The following is a 22,327-nucleotide window of genomic DNA, read 5'->3' as shown; positions in this document are numbered from 1 at the left end:
CCGGTTGAATTGAAAAGAAATTTGCCTCGATATAAGAGGCAGCCTGGTGAGAAAGTGTCTATGAAAGCAGGTCTGTACCAACCCGATGAATTCAAGGATAACTGCGGTTTCGGCCTGATTGCCCATATGCAGGGCGAGCCCAGTCATACCCTTTTGCAAACGGCCATCGAGGCCCTGACCTGCATGACCCACCGCGGTGGGATCAACGCCGACGGCAAGACCGGTGACGGTTGTGGCTTGCTGATTCAAAAGCCCGACCTGTTCCTGCGCGCTGTCGCCAAAGAGCAATTTGCGGTCGACCTGCCCAAGCAGTACGCCGTGGGCATGGTGTTCTTCAACCAGGACCCGGTAAAAGCCGAGGCCGCTCGCGAGAACATGAACCGCGAGATCGCCGCTGCGGGCCTGCAACTTGTCGGCTGGCGCAAAGTGCCGATCGACACCAGCGTACTCGGCCGATTGGCCCTGGAGCGTCTGCCGCAGATCGAGCAAGTCTTCATCGCCGGCGATGGCCTGAGCGACCAGGACATGGCGATCAAGCTGTTCACCTCCCGTCGTCGTTCGTCCGTGGCCAACGCTGCCGACACCGAGCACTACATCTGCAGCTTTTCCCACAAGACCATCATTTATAAAGGCCTGATGATGCCGGCGGATTTGACCGCCTTCTATCCAGACCTGAGCGATGAGCGCCTGCAAACCGCAATCTGCGTGTTCCACCAGCGCTTCTCCACCAACACCCTGCCGAAATGGCCGCTGGCCCAGCCATTCCGCTTCCTCGCCCACAACGGCGAGATCAACACCATCACCGGCAACCGCAACTGGGCCGTGGCCCGTCGCACCAAGTTCGCCAACGATTTGATGGACCTCGAAGAGCTCGGCCCGCTGGTCAACCGCGTAGGCTCCGACTCCTCCAGCATGGACAACATGCTCGAACTGATGGTCACCGGCGGCATCGACCTGTTCCGTGGCGTGCGCATGATCATTCCGCCTGCGTGGCAGAACGTCGAAACCATGGACCCGGACCTGCGTGCGTTCTACGAGTACAACTCGATGCACATGGAACCGTGGGACGGCCCGGCCGGCGTGGTCATGACCGACGGTCGCTACGCGGTGTGCCTGCTTGACCGTAACGGTCTGCGCCCGGCGCGTTGGGTCACCACCACCAACGGTTTCATCACCCTCGCCTCGGAAATCGGCGTGTGGGACTACAAACCCGAAGACGTCATCGCCAAAGGCCGCGTAGGCCCTGGCCAGATCCTGGCCGTGGACACCGAAACCGGGCAGATCCTCGACACCGACGCCATCGACAACCGTTTGAAGTCGCGTCACCCGTACAAGCAATGGCTGCGCAAGAACGCCCTGCGCATCCAGGCGACCATGGAAGACAACGACCACGGTTCGGCTTTCTACGACGTTGACCAGCTCAAGCAGTACATGAAGATGTACCAGGTCACCTTCGAAGAGCGCGACCAGGTGCTGCGCCCGCTCGGTGAGCAAGGCTACGAAGCCGTCGGCTCCATGGGCGATGACACGCCGATGGCCGTGCTGTCCCAGCGCGTGCGCACGCCGTACGACTACTTCCGCCAGCAGTTCGCCCAGGTGACCAACCCGCCGATCGACCCGCTGCGCGAAGCTATCGTGATGTCGCTGGAAGTGTGCCTCGGTGCCGAGCGCAATATCTTCCAGGAATCGCCTGAGCATGCTTCTCGCGTGATCCTCAGCTCGCCTGTGATTTCGCCGGCCAAGTGGCGTTCGTTGATGACCCTGGACCGCCCGGGCTTCGACCGCCAGATCATCGACCTGAACTACGACGAGAGCCTCGGCCTTGAAGCCGCTGTGCGCAACGTCGCCGACCAGGCCGAAGAAGCCGTGCGCGCCGGTCGTACCCAGATCGTGTTGACCGACCGCCATATCGCGCCGGGCAAGCTGCCGATTCACGCTTCGTTGGCGACGGGTGCAGTGCACCACCGCCTGACCGAAAAAGGTCTGCGCTGCGACTCCAACATCCTCGTTGAAACGGCTACTGCCCGCGACCCGCACCACTTCGCGGTGTTGATCGGCTTCGGCGCCTCCGCGGTTTACCCGTTCTTGGCCTACGAAGTGCTGGGTGACCTGATCCGTACCGGTGAAGTGCTGGGCGACCTCTATGAGGTGTTCAAGAACTACCGTAAGGGCATCACCAAGGGCCTGTTGAAGATCCTGTCGAAGATGGGCATCTCCACCGTCACGTCTTATCGCGGCGCTCAACTGTTCGAAGCTATCGGCTTGTCCGAAGAAGTTTGCGAGCTGAGCTTCCGTGGCGTGCCAAGCCGCATCAAGGGTGCGCGTTTCGTCGACATCGAAGCCGAGCAAAAAGCCCTGGCCGCCGAAGCCTGGAGCGCGCGCAAGCCGATCCAGCAAGGTGGCCTGCTCAAGTTCGTGCACGGTGGCGAATACCACGCGTACAACCCGGACGTGGTCAACACCCTGCAAGCCGCCGTGCAGCAGGGCGACTACGCCAAGTTCAAGGAATACACCTCGCTGGTGGACAACCGCCCGGTGTCGATGATCCGTGACCTGTTCAAGGTGAAGACCCTGGACACGCCGATGGACATCAGCGAAGTCGAGCCGCTGGAGTCGATCCTCAAGCGCTTCGACTCCGCCGGTATCTCCCTGGGTGCTCTGTCGCCTGAGGCCCACGAAGCCCTGGCCGAAGCCATGAACCGCCTGGGTGCGCGTTCCAACTCCGGCGAAGGCGGCGAAGACCCGGCGCGCTACGGCACCATCAAGAGCTCGAAAATCAAGCAGGTCGCGACTGGCCGTTTCGGTGTAACCCCGGAATACCTGGTCAACGCCGAAGTGCTGCAGATCAAGGTTGCCCAGGGCGCCAAGCCTGGCGAAGGCGGCCAGCTGCCAGGCGGCAAGGTCAACGGTCTGATCGCCAAGCTGCGTTATGCAGTGCCGGGCGTGACTCTGATCTCGCCTCCGCCGCACCACGACATCTACTCGATTGAAGACTTGTCGCAGCTGATTTTCGACCTTAAACAAGTCAACCCGCAGGCCCTGGTCTCGGTGAAACTGGTAGCAGAAGCCGGCGTGGGCACCATCGCCGCTGGCGTGGCCAAGGCCTATGCCGACCTGATCACCATCTCCGGCTATGACGGTGGCACTGGCGCTTCGCCGCTGACTTCCATCAAGTACGCCGGTGCACCGTGGGAACTCGGCCTGGCCGAAACCCACCAGACCCTGCGCGGCAACGACCTGCGCGGCAAGGTGCGTGTACAAACCGACGGCGGCCTGAAAACCGGCCTCGACGTGATCAAGGCCGCGATCCTTGGCGCCGAAAGCTTCGGCTTCGGCACCGCGCCGATGATCGCCCTGGGCTGCAAATACCTGCGCATCTGCCACCTGAACAACTGCGCCACCGGCGTGGCTACTCAGAACGAAAAGCTGCGCAAGGATCACTACATCGGCACCGTCGACATGGTGGTGAATTTCTTCACCTACGTCGCCGAAGAGACCCGTGAGTGGCTGGCCAAGCTGGGCGTGCGCTCCCTCGAAGAGCTGATCGGCCGTACCGACCTGCTGGAAATCCTTCAGGGCCAGACCGCCAAGCAGCATCACCTGGACCTCACGCCGTTGTTGGGCAGCGATCACATCCCGGCCGACAAGCCGCAGTTCTGCGGTGTTGAGCGCAACCCGCCCTTCGACAAAGGCCTGCTGGCCGAGAAAATGGTGGAAATCGCCGGGTCGTCGATCAATGACGCCAGCGGTGGCGAATTCGAACTGGATATCTGCAACTGCGACCGTTCCATCGGCGCACGCATCTCCGGCGAAATCGCGCGCAAGCACGGCAACCAAGGCATGGCCAAGGCGCCAATCACCTTCCGCTTCAAAGGCACTGCGGGCCAGAGCTTTGGCGTGTGGAACGCCGGCGGCCTGCACATGTACCTCGAAGGCGATGCCAACGACTACGTGGGCAAGGGCATGACCGGCGGCAAGCTGGTGATCGTTCCGCCTAAAGGCAGCGTCTACAAGAGCCAGGACAGTGCCATCATCGGCAACACCTGCCTCTACGGCGCCACCGGTGGCAAGCTGTTCGCTGCCGGCACCGCCGGTGAGCGTTTCGCCGTGCGTAACTCCGGTGCCCACACCGTGGTGGAAGGCACTGGCGATCACTGCTGTGAGTACATGACCGGGGGCTTTGTCGCGGTATTGGGCAAGACTGGTTACAACTTCGGTTCGGGCATGACCGGCGGTTTCGCCTACGTGCTCGACCAGGACAACACCTTCGTCGACAAGGTCAACCACGAGTTGGTCGAGATCCAGCGCATCAGCGGCGAAGCCATGGAGTCCTACCGGAACCACTTGCAGCACGTGCTGGACGAGTATGTCGAGGAGACCGGCAGCGAATGGGGTCGTAACCTCGCCGAAAACCTCGATGATTACCTGCGTCGTTTCTGGCTGGTCAAGCCCAAGGCTGCCAACCTGAAATCGTTGCTTTCCAGCATCCGTGCCAACCCGCAGTGATATGCGCCTGAAGAAGTTTGATGAGGTTTTAACATGGCTGAACGTCTGAATAACGACTTCCAGTTCATCGATGTCGGGCGCAAAGATCCGAAGAAGAAACTGTTGCGTCAACGCAAGAAAGAGTTCGTGGAAATCTACGAACCCTTCAAACCCCAGCACTCGGCCGACCAGGCCCACCGCTGCCTGGGGTGCGGTAACCCGTATTGCGAATGGAAGTGCCCGGTGCACAACTTCATTCCCAACTGGCTCAAGCTTGTGGCCGAGGGCAACATCCTCGCCGCCGCCGAGCTGTCGCACCAGACCAACACCCTGCCGGAAGTGTGCGGCCGGGTGTGCCCGCAAGACCGTCTGTGCGAGGGTGCGTGCACCCTTAACGACGGCTTTGGCGCGGTGACCATCGGCTCGGTGGAGAAGTACATCACCGACACCGCGTTCGCCATGGGCTGGCGCCCGGACATGTCCAAGGTCAAGCCGACCGGCAAGCGCGTCGCCATTATCGGCGCCGGCCCTGCTGGCCTGGGCTGCGCTGACGTGCTGGTGCGTGGCGGCGTAACCCCGGTGGTGTTCGACAAGAACCCGGAAATCGGTGGCCTGCTGACCTTCGGCATCCCGGAGTTCAAGCTGGAAAAAACCGTACTGAGCCACCGCCGCGAAGTGTTCACTGGCATGGGCATCGAGTTCCGCCTGAACACCGAAATCGGCAAAGACGTGACCATGGAGCAACTGCTCGAAGAATACGATGCCGTGTTCATGGGCATGGGCACCTACACTTACATGAAGGGCGGTTTTGCCGGTGAGGACCTGCCGGGCGTGTATGACGCTTTGGACTTCCTGATCGCCAACGTCAATCGCAACCTGGGCTTTGAAAAGTCGCCGGAAGATTTCGTCGACATGAAGGGCAAGAAGGTCGTGGTGCTCGGCGGTGGCGACACCGCGATGGACTGCAACCGGACTTCGATTCGCCAGGGCGCCAAGTCGGTGACCTGTGCTTATCGTCGTGACGAAGCCAACATGCCCGGCTCGCGCAAAGAGGTGAAGAACGCCAAGGAAGAAGGCGTGAAATTCCTCTACAACCGCCAGCCGATCGCCATCGTCGGCGAAGACCGCGTCGAAGGCGTGAAGGTGGTCGAGACCCGTCTCGGCGAACCGGACGCCCGTGGCCGTCGCAGCCCCGAGCCGATCCCGGGTTCTGAAGAGATCATCCCGGCTGACGCCGTGGTCATCGCTTTCGGTTTCCGCCCAAGCCCGGCGCCGTGGTTCGAGCAATTTGAAATCCAGACCGACAGCCAGGGCCGCGTCGTGGCTCCGGAACAAGGCCAGTACAAGCACCAGACCAGCAACCCGAAGATCTTCGCCGGTGGCGATATGGTGCGCGGTTCTGACCTGGTGGTGACGGCGATCTTCGAGGGGCGCAATGCTGCCGAAGGCATCCTGGATTACCTGCAAGTCTGATTTGAAAAGCGGTCAAATGTGGGAGCTGGCTTGCCTGCGATAGCATCACCTCGGTGTACCTGATTCACCGAGTCGCCTGCATCGCAGGCAAGCCAGCTCCCACACAAGCCTCATTCCACATTGGGGTTTGGGGTGCCAGACATTGCTGCAAATCAACCCAATAGATAAAAGGCACGGCCCATTCCGTGCCTTTTGCGTCCGGCTCTGAGAAAATGCCCGCACTTTTTTTGCGGATGCCGACATGACTGCCCTCAAGAACGACCGTTTCCTTCGTGCCCTGCTCAAGCAACCCGTGGACGTCACCCCTGTTTGGATGATGCGCCAGGCCGGTCGCTACCTGCCGGAATACCGCGCCAGCCGCGCCAACGCCGGTGACTTCATGAGCCTGTGCATGAACCCGGAGTTCGCCTGCGAAGTCACGATGCAGCCGCTGGACCGCTACCCACAACTGGACGCGGCCATCCTCTTCTCCGACATCCTCACCATCCCTGATGCCATGGGCCAAGGCCTGTATTTTGAAACCGGCGAAGGCCCGCGTTTCAAGAAGGTCGTCAGCACCCTGGCGGATATCGAAGCCCTGCCGATCCCTGACCCCCACAAAGACCTGGGCTACGTGATGGACGCGGTCAGCACCATCCGTCGCGAGCTCAACGGCCGCGTGCCGCTGATCGGCTTCTCCGGCAGCCCATGGACCTTGGCCACCTACATGGTCGAAGGCGGTTCGTCGAAAGACTTCCGCAAGACCAAGGCCATGCTCTACGACAACCCGCAGGCCATGCACCTGCTGTTGGACAAGCTGGCACAGTCAGTCACCTCCTACCTCAACGGCCAGATCATGGCTGGCGCGCAAGCGGTGCAGATCTTCGACACCTGGGGCGGCAACCTGTCATCGGCGGCGTACCAGGAGTTCTCCCTGGCCTACATGCGCAAGATTGTCAGTGGCCTGATCCGCGAACATGAAGGCCGTAAAGTGCCGGTGATCATGTTCACCAAAGGCGGCGGCCTGTGGCTGGAAAGCATCGCCGATGCCGGCGCTGACGCCCTCGGCCTGGACTGGACCTGCGACCTCGGCGAAGCCCGTCAGCGCGTGGGTAACCGCGTTGCGCTGCAGGGCAACATGGACCCGACGGTGCTGTACGCCAAGCCCGAAGCGATCCGCGCCGAAGTGGGCCGCATCCTGGCCAGCTATGGCACAGGCACCGGGCATGTGTTCAACCTGGGGCATGGCATTACACCGGAAGTTAATCCGGAACATGCGGGCGCGTTCCTGCAGGCTGTGCACGAGCTGTCCGCGCAATACCACCAATAATAGTCTCCACCTGAAACCCATCACTTTGTTGTCATTGAAGTGATGGGTTTTTTATTGTCTATTTCAAAGTATTTGTATTTTTAATCGCCAGCACGTTGTTTATCTTCGTCGGGCATTGTTGTACCTGAAAGTTATTTCTAAGACTTTCCCTACAGCCATCATTCCTTGTTTTCGCGAATATCACCGTCGGTTGTCGTTCGATAACTCTTCAAGGCATCGTCCGCACCATTTGAGTGTGAGTTCTTTACCAAATATTAATCGTAGGATTCCGTAGTTATGATTAAAAATAATTTTTCGCAATGGGGCGGTGCGTCTTCATTGGTTCTGGCGAGTGCATTGTTACTACCTATGCAAAGTGTCATGGCACATGGTTACTTGAATGACCCACCTTCCCGCGCTTTCCAATGCCAGAAAGGGTTGAATAAAGACTGCGGCGGTGCTCAGTACGAGCCGCAAAGCGTGGGTGAAACCTTTAAGGGGTTTCCGGCTGGCGTAGGCGGTGCGCCTTTGCAGGGGCCGATTGATGGCAAGATTGCCAGTGGCGGTCATGGCCTGTTTTCTGCCGTCGACGCTCAGTCGGCCACGCGTTGGCACAAGACTGAAATCAAGGATCGCACTGTAAAATTCGACTGGAAGTACACCGCGCCGCATCCGGCGACCAAGCATGAGTACTTCATCACCCGCAACGGCTGGAACGCTAATCAGCCACTGGCGCGTACCTCGTTTGAGAGCACCCCGTTCTGCACGGTTGACGGTGGCAACGTCCTGCCGGCACCTGGCGCCAAGCACGAATGCGTCATTCCACAAGACAAAAACGGCTCCCACATTCTTTTGGGTATCTGGACCGTTGGCGACACGGATGCCGCGTTCTATAACGTGGTCGACGTGAACATCATTGCCGAAGCCGAGTTGCCGGGCGGCTGGAGTAACGTGGGCAGTATTGTGCCGTCCAACACCCTGTTGGCTGGCGACAAGGTCAAGGCCCGTGCCTTCACGGCAGCAGGCGAGAGTGCGGCGCATTCGGTGGCAATCACCATTGATAGCGCTGAGGAGGGTGTACAGGGGAACTGGTCCTTCAAGCTGGCCGAAGCGATCAACAAAAGCCAGACCTTGATCAAAGCTGGCATCCGCGATGAGCAAGGCGATGTTGCGCCGGTCAAAGGCCAGAACAATCTGTATGCCCAGAAAGACAGTGGTGTGGTTCGCTATGAGCTGTCTCTGGACATGAAAGAAGATGAAGGTGCACGCATGGCCTTGTCGGCGTTTGCTGAACAATACGTTCTGGACAAAGGCCGCGCGAAGGTGCGCTTCGCGATGATCGCCAACCGTGACATGAACGTTGAAGCAACCTTGTTCAATGCCAACAACAAAGCGGTCGGCACTGTAAAAACCCTGGCCCAGGGTTCCAGCAACTGGCTTGAAATGGATGTGCGCTCCGAGCCGGGCACTCACCACATGACGCTGGTGGGCACCACCGAAGACGGTCGCACCACCCGCCAGGATACTCAACCGGTGAACATGACCGGTGAAGGTGGCGCGAAGGACTACCACTTCGTATTCCCGGAAGGCCTGGCAACCTATGAAGCCGGCACCCGTGTGTTGCACCCGCAAACCGGCGAAGTCTATGAGTGCAAACCGTTCCCGGACTCTGGCTACTGCAAACAGTACCTGCCAACAGCCAATGGCTTTGAGCCGGGTGTGGGCCACCACTGGCAGACCGCTTGGAACCAACTGTAATCGTTAGTTGAGTAAGTTCAGGGCAAGTGCGTATGAACTTGCCCTGATTTCTATTGGGTACTTTAGTTAAGGGTGGGCTTTCACTGAATGAGAAGTGCGAGTGCTTGGTTATGCCCGATAACAGCAGAAGGGGGCGCGAGTTTTGTTGCAACTAGTGACAGAAATTTTCCCGTTCATATTTTTGTTTTTAAGTGTGTTTGTTCTTTTTTTTCAGACAGTTCCGTCAGTGGCTAAAAATCGGTTTTTTATCGAGTGCACGGCATGTTGATGCGTGCAGCGTTGTACAGAATGCGCACGTGCATGTTGATCCTGCTGTTGCCGCTGGGCTACGGCGTGATGCTGGCGTGGCAGGAAACCAGATTCCGCCAAGGGCTGCAGGCACCGGCTCCAGCGTCGTCACCTGCCGTGACGGCAACGCCGCCAGCGCAGCTCAATACCCAGGCAGTGGCCACAGTCCTTGGCCTTTCTGCGCAAGATCGCGTGGTGAACAGCGCCGAACCCCTGACGCTGTTGGCCACGGTGATCGATAGCACAAGTGAGTCCAGAGCCTTACTGGCCGGGCCAACTGGCGAACGGTTTTACCGTGCAGGCGAACGGCTCTCGGCAAGCAGCGTGCTTCGACGCATTGAGCCGGGTCACGTAGTGCTGTGGCGCCAGGGCCGTGAGGAATTGTTGATGCTACGCCCTGCGGGCGAGAGGTTTCTACACGCCGTTGATACACCCCCCAAGGAGGCCACACGCCTTCACTTCAAGCCCGTCGCCGACCAACCCAAGAGTGAGTAAACCCATGTACAGCATCATCGGGTGGCGCAGCTTTTTCGGCGTCTTTGGCGCAACGACCCTGTTCGTCGTGTTATGGGTGGGCTCCGTGTCGGCGACGCAATCACGTTGGCAACTGAGCATGAACAATGCCGAGCTGCGTGATGTGGTCGAAGAAATGTCGACCATCTTGGACAAGACGGTGATCCTCGACCCCAAAGTGCAGGGGCGGATCACCGTGATTTCAAGCCAGGCGCTGGACCGCGAAGGTGTGCGACGGTTGTTTTACAGCGTGCTCGATACCCATGGTTTCAGTGTGATTGATCAAGGTGATCAGATTCTTATCGTGCCGGTTACCCAGGCCAAGTCGCTGTCGGGCGATGCGCAGGAACCTACTGCGGCCCCCGAACAATTTGTCACTCAAGTCATCGCATTAGGCATCAGCAATGCCTCTGATCTGGCCAGCCTTATAAGGCCCCTGATATCCACCAATGGTTATGTTGGCCCGTCGGTGTCGGCCAACGCATTGGTGGTTACCGATACCGCGCGCAATGTGCGGCGCATCGGTGAAGTCGTGCGCCAGTTGGATTCCGGCGCGAAGAATACCCATGAACTGGTGGAGTTGCGCCACGGCGTGGCGGCGGATATCGCCCGGCTGATTGAGGCCTCCCTCGGTAAGCAAAATGCAGAAAGCGCCATATCCGTACTGGCCGACCCACGCGGCAATCGCTTGGTGATTGTCGGCACGGCGGCCGTGCGTCAGCGCCTGGTGCAAATGGCCCGCAGCCTCGATACCGTCGCGCCGGCGCGTCTGGACAACGCCCGCGTGATCCGCCTGCGCTACAGCGACGCCAAGCAACTGGCCGAAGTGCTAGACACCATGGGGCAGGGCAGCAAATCGCCGCTGACCGCTTCTGGGCTTAAAGACACCACCGCCAACGCGCCGTTTATGGTGCGCGCCGATGAAAGCCAGAATGCATTGGTGATAGTGGCCGAGGCGGCCCAGTTGGCAACACTGGAAGGCATCGTGCGGGAGCTGGACCGGCCGCGTGCGCAGGTGTTGATCCATGCGGCGATTGTCGAGGTGTCCGGTGATATCGCCGAAGCGCTGGGTGTGCAGTGGGCGTTCACGGGTGGCAGCGCGTCAGGGCTGATCAACTTCCCTGGCACCGGCTTGCCGATTATCGGCGGCTTGAAGTTCGACGAAAAAAGCGTGATTCCCGAAGGCGCGTTGTTGAAGGTAGGCGGGGACCGCTTCGGCGCGCTGATCTCTGCGCTGGCCAGCAACAGTCGCAGCAATCTCTTGTCGACGCCCAGCCTGCTGACCCTGGACAACCAGGAGGCAGAAATCATCGTTGGCCAGAACGTGCCGTTCAAGACCGGCTCCTATGCCACCAACAGCAACGGTGCGGATAACCCCTTTACCACGGTGGAGCGCAAGGACGTCGGCATCAGCCTCAAGATCAAACCCTACATAAACGAAGGCTCGACCTTGCGCCTGGAGGTCGAGCAGGAAGTTTCGGACATCGCACCGGCCGTGTCAGGTGTGGACTCCTCTGACCTGATCACCAACAAGCGCGCGCTCAAGAGCACGATCCTGGCCGATGATGGCGAGATTATTGTGATCGGCGGCTTGATCAAGGACAGCGTGCGCACCCAGCACAGCGGTGTACCGTTGTTGCGCGATATTCCTTACCTTGGCGCGCTGTTTCGTTGGAGTCGCGACACGCAGGCCAAGAGCAACCTGATGGTGTTCCTGCGCCCGACCATTGTGCGCAGCGGCCAGGATTTGTCCGGGATCAGCCAGCAGCGTTATCAAGACCTGCGCAAAGAAAGCCTACCGGCTTCGGGTCAGCATCGCTCCCTGCAACTGCCTGACGAGGCGGCCCAACTGTTCGACCTGCGCCAACCCGCCGCGGTGACGCAATGAAGCCACTGCCCTTTGGTTTTGCCCGACGGTTTGGCGTACTGCTCGACGATGAGTCGATGATGGTGCGCAGTGATACGCCCCTGAGCGCCGTGGGCGAAGCCCGTCGACTCACTGAGTGCGAATTGCCGCTGCGTATTCTCAGCCCCGAAGCCTTCGCCGCACGCCTGGCCGAAACCTACAGCGAGGGGCAAAGCGCCGCCGAACAGGTTGCCCAAGGGCTCGATGATGAGTTGGACCTGCTCAGCCTCGTCGATCAGGTGCCCCAGACCGCTGACCTGCTGGAGCAACAGGGCGATGCGCCGATCATTCGGCTGATCAACGCGTTGCTCAGCGAAGCCGTGCGGGAAAAAGCCTCCGACGTGCACCTGGAGACGTTCGAACACACTCTGTCGGTGCGCATGCGCGTCGACGGCCAACTGCGTGAAGTACTGCGGCCACGGCGTGAGCTGGCGACGTTGCTGGTGTCACGGATCAAAGTCATGGCGCGCCTGGATATCGCCGAGAAGCGCGTGCCCCAGGACGGTCGCATGGCCCTGCGCCTGGCGGGCCATGAAGTGGATGTGCGGGTCTCGACGTTACCCTCTGCCCACGGTGAACGGGTGGTGCTGCGCCTGCTCGACAAACACGCCGGGCGCCTGGAGTTAACGCGTTTGGGTATGTCGCCCACGACCTTGGCCGACCTGCGCGTACTGCTGGGCAAACCCCATGGCATCTTTCTGGTGACCGGCCCCACGGGCTCGGGCAAGACCACCAGCCTTTACGCCGCGTTGACGCACCTCAATGATCAGACCCGCAACATCCTGACCGTTGAAGACCCGATCGAATACCACTTGCCCGGCATCGGCCAGACCCCGGTCAACGCCAAGGTCGCGATGACTTTCGCCCGTGGCTTGCGCGCCATCCTGCGCCAGGACCCGGATGTGGTGATGGTCGGCGAAATCCGTGACGGTGAAACCGCTGAAATTGCCGTGCAGGCGTCCCTGACCGGGCATCTGGTGTTGTCGACCCTGCATACCAACAGCGCCATCGGCGCCGTTACCCGCTTGGTGGACATGGGCATCGATGCCTACCTGCTCGCGTCATCCCTGGTGGGCGTGCTGGCGCAACGATTGCTGCGCACGCTGTGCCCGCTCTGCAAGATTCCTGTCGTCGCAGATGCCGATCTGTGTCGTCGCCTGGGGTTGCCTGGCGAATCAACGCCAGGGCTGTTCAAAGCGGGTGATTGCGAACACTGCCAGCAAGGCTATCGCGGGCGTGTCGGCATCTACGAACTGGTTCGCGTCACCCCTCAACTGGCTGCAATGATTCATCAGGGCGCGGGTGAGCAGGCACTGCTGACCGAAGCGCGACGCCACTCCCCGAGCCTGTTTGAGGACGGTCGCCGCCGGGTGCTGGAAGGCCTGACCAGCGTGGATGAGCTGCTGCGGGTCGTCCAGGAGAGTTAGTCGTGCCGACCTTTGACTATCAAGCCCGAGACCGCAACGGTCGTGCCTGCAGGGGCAGGCAAGAGGCCGACAGCGCCCGCCACGCCCGGCAATTGCTGCGCGAGCGCGGCCTGTTGCCGAGCCGGGTGCAAGCCTCAAGCGGGCGGGGCGGCAGCGGGTTGGCGTTGGGTCTGAGTGCCGCTGATCTCGCCTTGCTGACCCTGCAATTGTCGACCCTGGTTCAAGCGGGGTTGCCACTTGAGCAAGCCCTCAACGCGGTGGCCGAGCAGAGCGAAAAGCGGCGTGTCGCGCGCTTGCTCGTGCAAGTGCGCGGGCGTGTGATGGAAGGCCACTCTCTGGCGGCGGCGTTGGGGGTATTCCCGCGTGCATTCCCCGAGCTGTTTTGCGCCACCATTGCGGCCGGCGAACGTTCCGGTCATCTGGGCCACGTGCTTGAGCAGTTGGCGGCGTATACCGAGGCGCGGCAGGCGTCGCGTCAGAAGATTCAACTGGCCCTGGTCTATCCGGCGTTGCTGATGATGGCCTGTGTGGCAATCGTCGGTTTTCTGCTGGGGTACGTGGTGCCGGATGTCGTGAAGATATTTGTCGACAGTGGCCAACCTCTACCAGGGCTGACCCAGGCCATGATCGCGGTGAGCCATGGCTTGCGTGCTTTTGGCTGGGTGCTGTTGTTGGTGCTGGCAGCCATCGTGCTGGTGTGGCGCTGGAGTCTGCAGCAGTCACGCGGGCGCCGTTATTGGCATGGCGTGGCGCTGCGCATTCCGTTGCTGGGGGGCGTGTTTCGTGCGATGGAGGCGGCGCGATTCGCCAGCACCCTGGCGATCCTCGGTAAAAGTGCCGTGCCGTTGGTGGACGCCCTGGAAATCGCTGCCGCCGTGATCGGCAACGTGACCATTCGTGCCCGCATGCGCGACGTTGCCCGCTCTGTGCGCGAGGGCGGCACCCTCACCCGTGGGCTTGAAGCCGGCGGCGATATACCTCCTTTGATGTTGCACATGATCGCCAGTGGCGAACGCGCCGGTGAACTCGACGCCATGCTGGCGCGCGCCGCCGAGCAACAAGAAAAAAGCCTCGCCGCCCGCATCGCGCTGGTGGTGAGTTTGTTCGAGCCGGCAATGCTGGTGGTGATGGGGGGCGTGGTATTGCTGATCGTCATGGCCATTCTGTTGCCGATTCTCAGCCTTAACCAACTGGTGAATTGAATGCGCAACATGCCCAAGGGTCAACGCGGTTTTACGTTGATTGAAATTATGGTGGTGGTGGTGATCATCGGCGTACTTGGCGCCATTGTGGTACCGCAGTTCATGAGCCGACCTGACCAAGCGAAAGTCACGGCCGCCAAAACGGAGATCCAGGCGATTGCCACCAGCCTGGAAATGTATCGTCTCGACAACGCCTACTACCCCTCGACGCAGCAAGGCCTGGAAGCCTTGGTGCGTCGCCCGTCGGGCACGCCCGCCGCGCGCAACTGGAACGCTCAGGGCTATCTCAAAAGCCTGCCCGTGGACCCTTGGGGTACGCCCTACCAATACCTCAACCCAGGTGTGCGTGCCGCCAATGGCGGCTATGACCTCTACTCATTGGGGGCAGATGGTGTAACCGGTGGCGAAGGCCATGGGGCGGACATCGGCAACTGGGGTGGTTGATTGCATGCCCAGGCACAGCCGCGGTTTTACCCTGCTGGAGTTGATGGTGGTGATCGCGCTGGTCGGTGTTGTGCTCGGTGTCGTGAGCCTGTCTACCGGCAGCAGCCCTGGCCGCGCTGCACGTCAGGAGGCTGGCCAGTTGTTGCAACTGGTTCAGCAATTACGTGAGCAAGCCGTGATCGAAGGGCGCGAATACGGTGTGCGTATACAGCGTGAAGAGTATCGAGTCTTGCGCCTTGAGCACGAAGGTTGGCAGCCCACCGGTAACGTGCACCGTTTACCGCAGGGCCTGTATTTTCAACTTGAACAGGAAGGGCAGCGGCTCAATCTTGACGGCACCGTGCCGCAATTGCTGATGCTCAGCAACGATGAAATCAGTGCGTTTGCCCTGTACTTCATGTCGGCAGAGCGGGCGTGGCTGAGCCTGGTCAGTGACGGAGCCGGGGAGCCGTGGATTGAAGGGTAAACACCGTCGTACTCGCAAACGTGTCAAGACAGCAAGGGGGTTCACCTTGCTGGAAGTCATGATTGCCTTGACGATTTTCGCCACGCTGGCGGCCGCCGTGATCTCGGCAGGGCACTACTCATTGCGCCAGAACGTGCGGTTGAACGAGCAGATGCAATGCGCGTGGTTGGCGGATAACCAACTGACCGAGCTGCGTCTACAAGCCCCGTCGCCAGGGCGTCAGCAATTGCTGCGACACGTTGATCGGCGTGATTGGGTGCTTGACCAGACCATCACCCCGACAGGCGATCCGCGTCTGCTCAAGGTCGACATCAGCGTCAGTCCCCAGGGCAGCGATCAGCCGGCCTACAGCATCACGAGCTGGGTGCCCGCCGCCCATGAATAAACAACGCGGTTTTACCCTGCTGGAGCTAGTCATCGCCCTGGCCATTTTTGCCCTGCTGGGTTTGGCCAGCTGGCGCCTGTTCGACACAACTGTACGTGCCCAGCAGGGCGTGGCCGGGCACGAACAGTCCCTGCGGCGTCTGCAACGAGCGCTGGGGGTGATCGAGCGGGATGCGTTGCACGTCGCGTCATCGGTCATCGTCCTGGGCCCGGCTGGCTTGCAGTGGGTGCGCAGTAACTGGCGTAACCCCCATGACTTGCCGCGCAGCGGGCGTCAGCACGTGCTCTATCGCGTGGAAAACCGTGCGCTCTGGCGTGAAAGCCGCGGGCTGGACTCTCCTACGGTCGAGCGGCAGAAGCTACTCGATGATGTGCACGCGCTTAACTGGCGACTCTTCGACCCTGAGACCGGTTGGAGTGCCGTGTGGCCGGTGGGGCGTGGCGCGGCAGCGATGCCGCCACAAGCGCTTGAAGTGGTGTTGTCGAGTGGCCGCTTCGAGCAGATACGCCGCGTTTGGCCGCTGCCCCAAGGGCACCCATGAAACGGCGCCAGCGCGGTGTCGCGCTGCTGAGTGTGTTGCTGGTCATGAGCCTGGCTTTGTTACTGACGGCGGGCATGCTGCGTAGCCATCAGTTGATGCTGCAAGGCACTGCACGCCAGTTGCACCAGATGCAGCTTCGGCAATTGGCGCTGTCGGCAGAAGCCTGGGCGACATTAACGCTGGAGGCCATGGAGGATGAACGGCAGCGGGTACACCTGGCCCAACAGTGGGCGCATGTCCGCTGGCCTTTCGCGACCGACGGCGCGCAGATCAGTCTGCACATCGAAGACCTCAGCGGCCGCTTCAACATCAACGCGCTGTTGGGCGAAGGGCAAGCGGACGCGGTGGTGCGCCAGCGCTGGTCGCTCCTGCTTGGCTCCCTGGGGTTGGGGCCGTTGGATCTGCCGGCCACCGGCGCGGTAAAGGAGCTGAGTCAGTTGCGCTTGCTGCCGGGTATCGATGGCGAGTTCTTGCGCAGGCTGGAGCCTTGGGTGGCAACGTTGCCCAGGGACGCCGCATTGAACATCAATACCGCACCCGCGCAGGTGTTGGCGACGCTTGAGGGTGTATCGATGGCGACCGCCCAAGCGTTGGTGGCCCAACGCCCTGAAGCGGGTTACACCAGCGTCCAGGCGTTTACCCATGACCCGCTGATTGCCGGGCTGGGGCTCAACAGCCAGGGCCTGGGCCTCGGCAGCCGCTGGTTTCGCGTGAGTGTCGAGGCGAGCTTGGGCACCGGCCGCTTACGTTTGGTCAGCGAGGTTGAACGTGAGCTTAAAACCGGGCGCTGGCGTGTGGTGCAGCGACGTTTCCTTCCTCCGATTTCGAGTGAGAGCGCTTTATGAAAACCTGGCTGCATTTGAGCGCCGAAGGCTTGGCTGCGCCCTCAGGCCAGTGGCCGTGCTGCCTGTGGCGGGCCGCAGGCGACAATCAACGGATGCTGCTGGTAGAAGCTGCGCAAAGCCTGGGGGCGCAGCCTGTTGATGTGTTGCTGCCCATGGAAATGTGCAGTTTTGTGCGCTCTGAACCCTGGCCGTCAAAACGACGACCGGACGCCCAGGCAATCGCTTTTGCCATTGAAGAGCAATTGGGTGAAGACCTGGAGGTGGTGCATGTGTGTGCCGGGCGCCGTGATCGGCAGGGTCGTTATCCGGTGCTCGTCACGCACAAAGCGCGTTTGCGGGCATTGCTGCAATTGTTGGCGGCACTGGGTATTGAAGTCAGTAGCGTTCAGGTGGACGCCAATGTGTTGCCCAATGGCACCCTCGCTGCCGTCGACTGGTATGACCGACGCGTGGTGGGCGGCGACCTGCATCTGGCGCTTTCATCCCAGGGGCTTAAGGCACTTGAACCCTTGCTCGCTGAGCCGCTGCAATGGCTGGACGAAACCGACAGCCTGGCGCTGATTGAACAAGCACTGTGGAACGGCCACGGCCAATCGATCGACCTCCTGCAGGGTGAGTTCGCCAGACCCCGGCGTGCCTGGCCCTGGGCAAGTCTCGTCCTCGCGGTCGCCTTGCTGTTTACGCTGGACTGGGGGTTCAAGCTTGTGCGTATTCAAACGCTCGAAGGGCAGGCGCACCAGCTATATGCGCAAAGCTTGCAGCGTTTTCAAGCGCTGTACCCACAGCAAACCCGTGTCATCGACCTCTCCGCACAGCTCGATGCCTTGCACAGGCAAGCGGCGATGCCTTCAGCCACTGCGCTTGCGCGGTTGGTCCGCCTGACCGAACAGGTGATCGGTGGGGGGGATGTCGACGTGCAGCGCATAGATTTTCGTGCAGGCGATGGCTGGAAGGTGCAACTGACTACCGCCAGTTTCAATGAGCTGGAGCAACTGCGCGAACGTGGTCAGCAAAATGGGATGCCAGTGCGTATCGGCAATAGCAGCAAGGACGGAAATCGGGTTCAAGCGGTATTGATGTTGGAGGAGCCGCGATGAGTCGGCGGATTGAGTCAACCCTGAACACCTGGAAAGGCCTTTCGTTGCGCGAGCGTTGCTTGCTGACGGGCGCGGTGCTGTTGGTGCTCGGCGGGCTGTTCTACTCACTGCTGTGGCAGCCCACACAGCAACGGCTAGCCAATGCCGAGCGCCATTATCAGCATCAGTTGGCCCTTTCGATCCGGGTGCAAAGTGCTCAGCCCGTGCGGTCTGAGACGATCAGCGCGAGACCCTTGCCGGCACGCATCAGTGAGCGTGCGGTCGCGGCCGGTCTGCAATTGCAGGAGATGGAGGTTGATAACGATCAAGTGCGCCTGACCATCATCGCGCAGGCGCACGTATTGCTGAACTGGCTCGCCGAGCTGGAGCGCGACGGCATTGCCTTGCAGCAGCTGACTCTGGAAAAGCGAAATTCACTATTGGAGGCGCGTGTCGTGCTCTAGCCCTGTCTGAGGCGACCAACGGCATATTGACTGGCTCGGTTGACGCCCATGCGGTGTTTTTTGGCTGACTTTAAGATTTTCCCTACGGCTATGGGGAGCTGCTTCGTCAAAAATCCGCCGCAAATTCACTGAGTGGTGTTAGTAAAATGAGAGCTACCGGGTATTCGATGAAACAGAAGCTGCTGCATTGGGTTTCTGCCGTCATCATCATGTGGTCGTTGTTGTCGGGTTTTTACGTGGCCGTGTTTACCGTTTCCGCGCCGATCAAGGATTGGGTCGGATTCTTCAATGTGTCGTTGACCACGGTATATATCCCGATCTTTGTGCTGCGGCTGTATTACTCGTTCTCTCACGGGCTGGATTTTTCCACCCAGCGTTCGTTGCAGGAGTACATGGCGTTATTGGTCCACAAGGCCATGTACCTGGTGTTGGCGGTGGTACTGGTGACGGGCGTGCTGATGATGGACCGGCCGATCAATGTGTTTGATTTATTCTCTATCCCACCGTTCCAAAGCACCCCGGCAACCATCGCCTGGTACACCCAGGTGCATGTGCTCTCGTGTGCGATGTTGCTGCTGATGCTGATCCTGCACATCGGCGCGGTGGTACTGCATGAACGACGCGGCAAGCGGGTGATGGCGAGGATGTCGTTCAAGGCCCATGGCTTGGAAACGACAGAGCCTCAGCCGCGGACGAGCGGTGGCAACTTCGCCAACCTCAACGCCACTAGCAACGCACCAATCAACAGCGCGACGATGAAGGCGCCGATCCCGTTCCACCCGGCAAAATGCCAAAAGAACCCGCCCGCTGTACCGGCAACACTCGACCCTGCGTAGTAGCAGAACAGGTACAACGACGACGCCTGCCCCTTGGCTTTCACCGCACGGCGGCCGATCCAACTGCTGGCCACCGAGTGGGCGCCAAAGAAACCGAAGGTGAAGATCAGCATGCCTGGCACCACCAGCCACAGCGGGCTGAACAGGGTCAGGCACATGCCGGCGAGCATCAATACGATGGTGGCCCACAGCACGCGGCGGCGGCCGAGGCGGTCGGCCAGGGAGCCGATTTTTGCCGAGCTGTAGATGCCCGAGAGGTACACCAGCGACAGCAGGCCGACGACCGCTTGGCTGAGGTCGTAGGGGGCGGCCAGCAAGCGGTAACCGATGTAGTTGAACATCGTCACAAACGCGCCCATCAGCAGGAACGCTTCGAGGAACAGCCACGGCAGGCCTGCGTCCTTGAAGTGCATGACAAAGCCATCCACCAGGCTGCGTGGCTTAAGGCTGCTGGCGCGGAAGTTGCGCGATTCGGGGAGGATTTTCCAGAACACCGTGGCGGCGATGAGCGCCAGGGCGCCGATGATCAATGTGGCGGTGTGCCAACTGACGAAGTCGATCAGCACGCCCATGATCAAGCGCCCGCTCATGCCGCCAATCGCGTTGCCACCGATGTACAAGCCCATGGCCAGGCCGATGTGTTGCGGGTGGATTTCTTCGCTCAGGTAGGTCATCGCTACGGCGGCCAGGCCGCTCAATGACAAGCCCACCAACGCGCGCATCAGCAGAATCCCTTCCCACGTCGGCATCAAGCCACTCGCGATGGTCGCCAGTGCGGCGCAGAACAGGGCTGAAACCATGACCGGCTTGCGTCCCAAACGGTCGGAAATCGGCCCGGTGATCAGCAAACCTAACGCCAGCATCGCGGTTGAGACCGACAAAATCAGGCTGCTCTGCGCCGCATTGATCGAAAACTCATGTGATAGCGCCGGCATCATCGGCTGCACGCAATACAGCAAGGCAAATGTCGCGAAACCACCGGAGAACAGCGCCAGCACCGTGCGCATGAACATCGGCGTGCCTTTTTCGATGTAGGCGTCATTGAGCTGCGCCACCACCTCATCCAGGGCAGTGGGCGGGACTTCTTGAGCGAGTGGAGCGACAGCAGATTTCACGTGAACCTCGGGGAGGGAGAGCGTGCCAGGACCGGCCATGTAAAAAAGAATATAGCTGGCTAATGATTCTTTCCAATATATTGTTCGACCTGTTTGAGAGCTTTTACGACCTAATGAGGTTTGCATGGAATTGCGTCACTTGCGGTACTTCATCGCCGTCGCCGAAGAGTTGCATTTTGGCCGAGCCGCGCAGGTGCTGGGCATCTCGCAGCCGCCGTTGAGCCAGCAGATCCAGGCCCTGGAGCAAGAGGTGGGGGCGCGTTTGTTTGAACGTACCAATCGTCGGGTCGAGCTGAGCGAGGCGGGGCGTTTGTTCCTGCATGAAGCGCGACTGGTGCTGGCCCAAGTGGATAAGGCGGCGGATGTAGCGCGGCGTGCGCAACTGGGCGAGCTGGGTGAATTGAAGATCGGTTTCACGTCTTCGGCACCGTTCAACGCCAGCATTCCGCAGGCGATCTTTGCGTTTCGCCAGGCATTCCCGGCCGTTCACCTGAACCTGCAGGAAATGAGCAGCACCGAAGTGGCCGAGTCATTGGTGGATGAGTCGATCCAGGTTGGCTTGATGCGGCCCTTGCCGTTGCCGGATTCCCTGAGTGTTGTCGAGCTGATGCGCGAACCGCTGGTAGCGGTGTTGAGCGCAGGGCACCCCTTGGTACAAGGCAGCGAGCGCGGCCTGCACCTGGCGCAGTTGGCCGAGGAGCCGTTTGTATTTTTCCCACGTAGCTACGGCAGCGGTCTCTACGCGCAGTTGCTCAGCCTGTGCCGTGACGCCGGCTTCAGTCCGCACTTTGCGCAAGAGGCGGGGGAGGCGATGACCATTATCGGCTTGGTGGCGGCGGGGCTGGGGGTGTCGGTGCTGCCGGCGTCTTACCAGCGCATACGGATTGATGGCGTGGTCTATCGCACCTTGTTGGACCCGGAGGCGGTGACGTCGGTGTGGCTGGTGCAACGTAAAGGCGCGCAAACGCCGATGGCGCAGGCGTTTGTAGAGCTGTTGACACGCAAGTCTGCTCAGTGAAATAGGTGGGAGGGGGCTTGCCCCCGATAGCGGTGGGTCAGCCCACACATCTGCCAGTCATGCCGCCGCCTTCGCAGCCTCGCTAAAGCTCGACAGCTCCCACATTTGATCTTCGGTGTTTTCCGGTTGGGGTGACTTCAGGCATACTGCCCACGCTCCCGAAAGGGGCTTGTGAGACTCTGAGGATCCTGGGTAACCAGCCATCGCAGAGCCAGGCAGGAAGCGGCGATGACAAGCCAGCCTGTTTGTGAAGAGGGCGCCGAAAGGCGCCCTTTGTCGTTTCTGAAGAGCCACAAATCGCTTTGCGTGGCGAGGGCGCAAGCTCCCTCGCCACAGATTTTGCGAAACCTGATAGCGCAGATTTCAGTTCTGCGGCGAAGTATCCGACACATTCACACCATTGCTACGCAACGCCGCCATGATGTCGCGGTCCAGCATGCTCACCCAGCGGTTGTAGTTGCGGTGGATCTTGCCGTCCTTGTAGCCCAGGTCGCGGCTGTCGCGGTAGGTGATGGCGTAGCTATTGCGGGTGTAGCGAATGTCGATGGCGGCGTAGTACTGGTTACGCACGTTGATCTCGGCCTGTACCAGTTGCGGGCTCAGGCGTTGAACCGTCCAGTTACGCTTTTGCAGGGCGTTGACGATGATGGTTTTCATCTTTTCGTCGCTGACCTGGTTGTTGGCCGGCAATTCGTGCTGGGTGTTGAGGATCGGCTTGCTGGTGCAGCCGGCGGTGGTCAACAGGGCCAGGGTGATCAGGGTGGCGCGTATCAAGGAAGACATTCCGTATTCTCCAA

18 protein-coding genes and 1 pseudogene are annotated in these 22,327 nt (G+C 60.4%); 17 read left to right on the top strand and 2 right to left on the bottom strand.

Features of this window, described 5'->3' with window-relative positions; genetic code table 11:
• The first annotated feature begins 60 nt into the window (after positions 1-60).
• From gltB to ICY20_RS10405, 16 genes and pseudogenes are all read left to right on the top strand, one after another.
• Positions 61-4,506 (top strand): glutamate synthase large subunit, encoded by a 4,446-nt coding sequence (gene gltB / locus ICY20_RS10480; RefSeq protein WP_159962531.1) that lies wholly within the window; start codon positions 61-63, stop codon positions 4,504-4,506.
• A gap of 33 nt (positions 4,507-4,539) precedes the next feature.
• Positions 4,540-5,958: an FAD-dependent oxidoreductase gene (locus ICY20_RS10475; protein WP_003209353.1), complete on the top strand. Its 1,419-nt coding sequence runs from the start codon at positions 4,540-4,542 to the stop codon at positions 5,956-5,958.
• Positions 5,959-6,199: 241 nt separating this feature from the next.
• Positions 6,200-7,267 (top strand): uroporphyrinogen decarboxylase, encoded by a 1,068-nt coding sequence (gene hemE / locus ICY20_RS10470; RefSeq protein WP_194937437.1) that lies wholly within the window; start codon positions 6,200-6,202, stop codon positions 7,265-7,267.
• Between the two features lie 276 nt (positions 7,268-7,543).
• The gene (gbpA, locus tag ICY20_RS10465) at positions 7,544-9,004 is read left to right on the top strand and encodes an N-acetylglucosamine-binding protein GbpA (protein WP_159962529.1); all 1,461 of its coding nucleotides are present in this window, start codon (positions 7,544-7,546) and stop codon (positions 9,002-9,004) included.
• Between the two features lie 261 nt (positions 9,005-9,265).
• Positions 9,266-9,787, top strand: coding sequence for a type II secretion system protein N (locus tag ICY20_RS10460; RefSeq protein ID WP_159962528.1), 522 nt, complete (start codon positions 9,266-9,268; stop codon positions 9,785-9,787).
• Between the two features lie 4 nt (positions 9,788-9,791).
• On the top strand, positions 9,792-11,693 hold the full coding sequence (gene gspD / locus ICY20_RS10455; RefSeq protein WP_194937436.1) for a type II secretion system secretin GspD: 1,902 nt from the start codon (positions 9,792-9,794) through the stop codon (positions 11,691-11,693).
• Positions 11,690-13,138, top strand: coding sequence for a type II secretion system ATPase GspE (gene gspE, locus ICY20_RS10450; RefSeq protein ID WP_159962526.1), 1,449 nt, complete (start codon positions 11,690-11,692; stop codon positions 13,136-13,138). Before gspD ends, gspE begins: the two co-directional genes overlap by 4 nt.
• Positions 13,139-13,140: 2 nt before the next feature.
• The gene (gene gspF / locus ICY20_RS10445) at positions 13,141-14,340 is read left to right on the top strand and encodes a type II secretion system inner membrane protein GspF (protein ID WP_159962525.1); all 1,200 of its coding nucleotides are present in this window, start codon (positions 13,141-13,143) and stop codon (positions 14,338-14,340) included.
• On the top strand, positions 14,341-14,784 hold the full coding sequence (gene gspG, locus ICY20_RS10440) for a type II secretion system major pseudopilin GspG (protein ID WP_194937435.1): 444 nt from the start codon (positions 14,341-14,343) through the stop codon (positions 14,782-14,784).
• 4 nt (positions 14,785-14,788) lie between these two features.
• Positions 14,789-15,250, top strand: a complete 462-nt coding sequence (gene gspH / locus ICY20_RS10435) for a type II secretion system minor pseudopilin GspH (protein ID WP_194937434.1) — start codon at positions 14,789-14,791, stop codon at positions 15,248-15,250.
• Positions 15,216-15,635: a type II secretion system minor pseudopilin GspI gene (gene gspI, locus ICY20_RS10430; RefSeq protein WP_321186738.1), complete on the top strand. Its 420-nt coding sequence runs from the start codon at positions 15,216-15,218 to the stop codon at positions 15,633-15,635. The genes gspH and gspI overlap by 35 nt, the downstream gene beginning before the upstream one ends.
• Positions 15,628-16,176: a type II secretion system protein GspJ gene (locus ICY20_RS10425; RefSeq protein WP_159962522.1), complete on the top strand. Its 549-nt coding sequence runs from the start codon at positions 15,628-15,630 to the stop codon at positions 16,174-16,176. The genes gspI and ICY20_RS10425 overlap by 8 nt, the downstream gene beginning before the upstream one ends.
• Positions 16,173-17,021: a type II secretion system protein GspK gene (locus ICY20_RS10420; RefSeq protein WP_159962521.1), complete on the top strand. Its 849-nt coding sequence runs from the start codon at positions 16,173-16,175 to the stop codon at positions 17,019-17,021. Before ICY20_RS10425 ends, ICY20_RS10420 begins: the two co-directional genes overlap by 4 nt.
• Complete coding sequence (gspL, locus tag ICY20_RS10415; RefSeq protein ID WP_194937433.1) at positions 17,018-18,118, top strand: type II secretion system protein GspL; 1,101 nt, start codon at positions 17,018-17,020, stop codon at positions 18,116-18,118. Before ICY20_RS10420 ends, gspL begins: the two co-directional genes overlap by 4 nt.
• Complete coding sequence (gene gspM, locus ICY20_RS10410; protein WP_159962519.1) at positions 18,115-18,561, top strand: type II secretion system protein GspM; 447 nt, start codon at positions 18,115-18,117, stop codon at positions 18,559-18,561. The genes gspL and gspM overlap by 4 nt, the downstream gene beginning before the upstream one ends.
• A 146-nt stretch (positions 18,562-18,707) precedes the next feature.
• Positions 18,708-19,196 (top strand): annotated as a pseudogene (locus tag ICY20_RS10405) (cytochrome b/b6 domain-containing protein); the annotation flags it as partial.
• 47 nt (positions 19,197-19,243) lie between these two features.
• Here ICY20_RS10405 and ICY20_RS10400 read toward each other — a convergent pair.
• Positions 19,244-20,464 carry an MFS transporter gene (locus ICY20_RS10400; RefSeq protein WP_228758397.1) on the bottom strand — a complete coding sequence of 407 codons (1,221 nt, stop codon included), beginning with the start codon at positions 20,462-20,464 and terminating at the stop codon, positions 19,244-19,246.
• A 172-nt stretch (positions 20,465-20,636) separates the two neighbouring features.
• On the opposite strand from ICY20_RS10400, the gene ICY20_RS10395 reads away from it, so the two are divergent.
• Positions 20,637-21,530: a LysR family transcriptional regulator gene (locus tag ICY20_RS10395; protein WP_159962517.1), complete on the top strand. Its 894-nt coding sequence runs from the start codon at positions 20,637-20,639 to the stop codon at positions 21,528-21,530.
• A gap of 363 nt (positions 21,531-21,893) precedes the next feature.
• Here the strand turns inward: ICY20_RS10395 and ICY20_RS10390 are convergent, their stop codons facing one another.
• Positions 21,894-22,313, bottom strand: a complete 420-nt coding sequence (locus tag ICY20_RS10390; RefSeq protein ID WP_159962516.1) for a hypothetical protein — start codon at positions 22,311-22,313, stop codon at positions 21,894-21,896.
• Between the last annotated feature and the right edge of the window lie 14 nt (positions 22,314-22,327).

This window comes from Pseudomonas pisciculturae (assembly GCF_015461805.1).
Lineage (GTDB): Bacteria > Pseudomonadota > Gammaproteobacteria > Pseudomonadales > Pseudomonadaceae > Aquipseudomonas > Aquipseudomonas pisciculturae.
This window is presented reverse-complemented; position numbering and strand designations above follow the sequence as displayed.

What these genes read in the sequence shown, in the direction of transcription:
- gltB (WP_159962531.1), top strand. Translation starts at nt 61, where the DNA reads ATGAAAGCAGGTCTGTACCAACCCGATGAATTCAAGGATAACTGCGGT.
- ICY20_RS10475 (WP_003209353.1), top strand. Translation starts at nt 4,540, where the DNA reads ATGGCTGAACGTCTGAATAACGACTTCCAGTTCATCGATGTCGGGCGC.
- hemE (WP_194937437.1), top strand. Translation starts at nt 6,200, where the DNA reads ATGACTGCCCTCAAGAACGACCGTTTCCTTCGTGCCCTGCTCAAGCAA.
- gbpA (WP_159962529.1), top strand. Translation starts at nt 7,544, where the DNA reads ATGATTAAAAATAATTTTTCGCAATGGGGCGGTGCGTCTTCATTGGTT.
- ICY20_RS10460 (WP_159962528.1), top strand. Translation starts at nt 9,266, where the DNA reads ATGTTGATGCGTGCAGCGTTGTACAGAATGCGCACGTGCATGTTGATC.
- gspD (WP_194937436.1), top strand. Translation starts at nt 9,792, where the DNA reads ATGTACAGCATCATCGGGTGGCGCAGCTTTTTCGGCGTCTTTGGCGCA.
- gspE (WP_159962526.1), top strand. Translation starts at nt 11,690, where the DNA reads ATGAAGCCACTGCCCTTTGGTTTTGCCCGACGGTTTGGCGTACTGCTC.
- gspG (WP_194937435.1), top strand. Translation starts at nt 14,341, where the DNA reads ATGCGCAACATGCCCAAGGGTCAACGCGGTTTTACGTTGATTGAAATT.
- gspH (WP_194937434.1), top strand. Translation starts at nt 14,789, where the DNA reads ATGCCCAGGCACAGCCGCGGTTTTACCCTGCTGGAGTTGATGGTGGTG.
- ICY20_RS10425 (WP_159962522.1), top strand. Translation starts at nt 15,628, where the DNA reads ATGAATAAACAACGCGGTTTTACCCTGCTGGAGCTAGTCATCGCCCTG.
- ICY20_RS10420 (WP_159962521.1), top strand. Translation starts at nt 16,173, where the DNA reads ATGAAACGGCGCCAGCGCGGTGTCGCGCTGCTGAGTGTGTTGCTGGTC.
- gspL (WP_194937433.1), top strand. Translation starts at nt 17,018, where the DNA reads ATGAAAACCTGGCTGCATTTGAGCGCCGAAGGCTTGGCTGCGCCCTCA.
- gspM (WP_159962519.1), top strand. Translation starts at nt 18,115, where the DNA reads ATGAGTCGGCGGATTGAGTCAACCCTGAACACCTGGAAAGGCCTTTCG.
- ICY20_RS10395 (WP_159962517.1), top strand. Translation starts at nt 20,637, where the DNA reads ATGGAATTGCGTCACTTGCGGTACTTCATCGCCGTCGCCGAAGAGTTG.
- ICY20_RS10390 (WP_159962516.1), bottom strand. Translation starts at nt 22,313, where the DNA reads ATGTCTTCCTTGATACGCGCCACCCTGATCACCCTGGCCCTGTTGACC.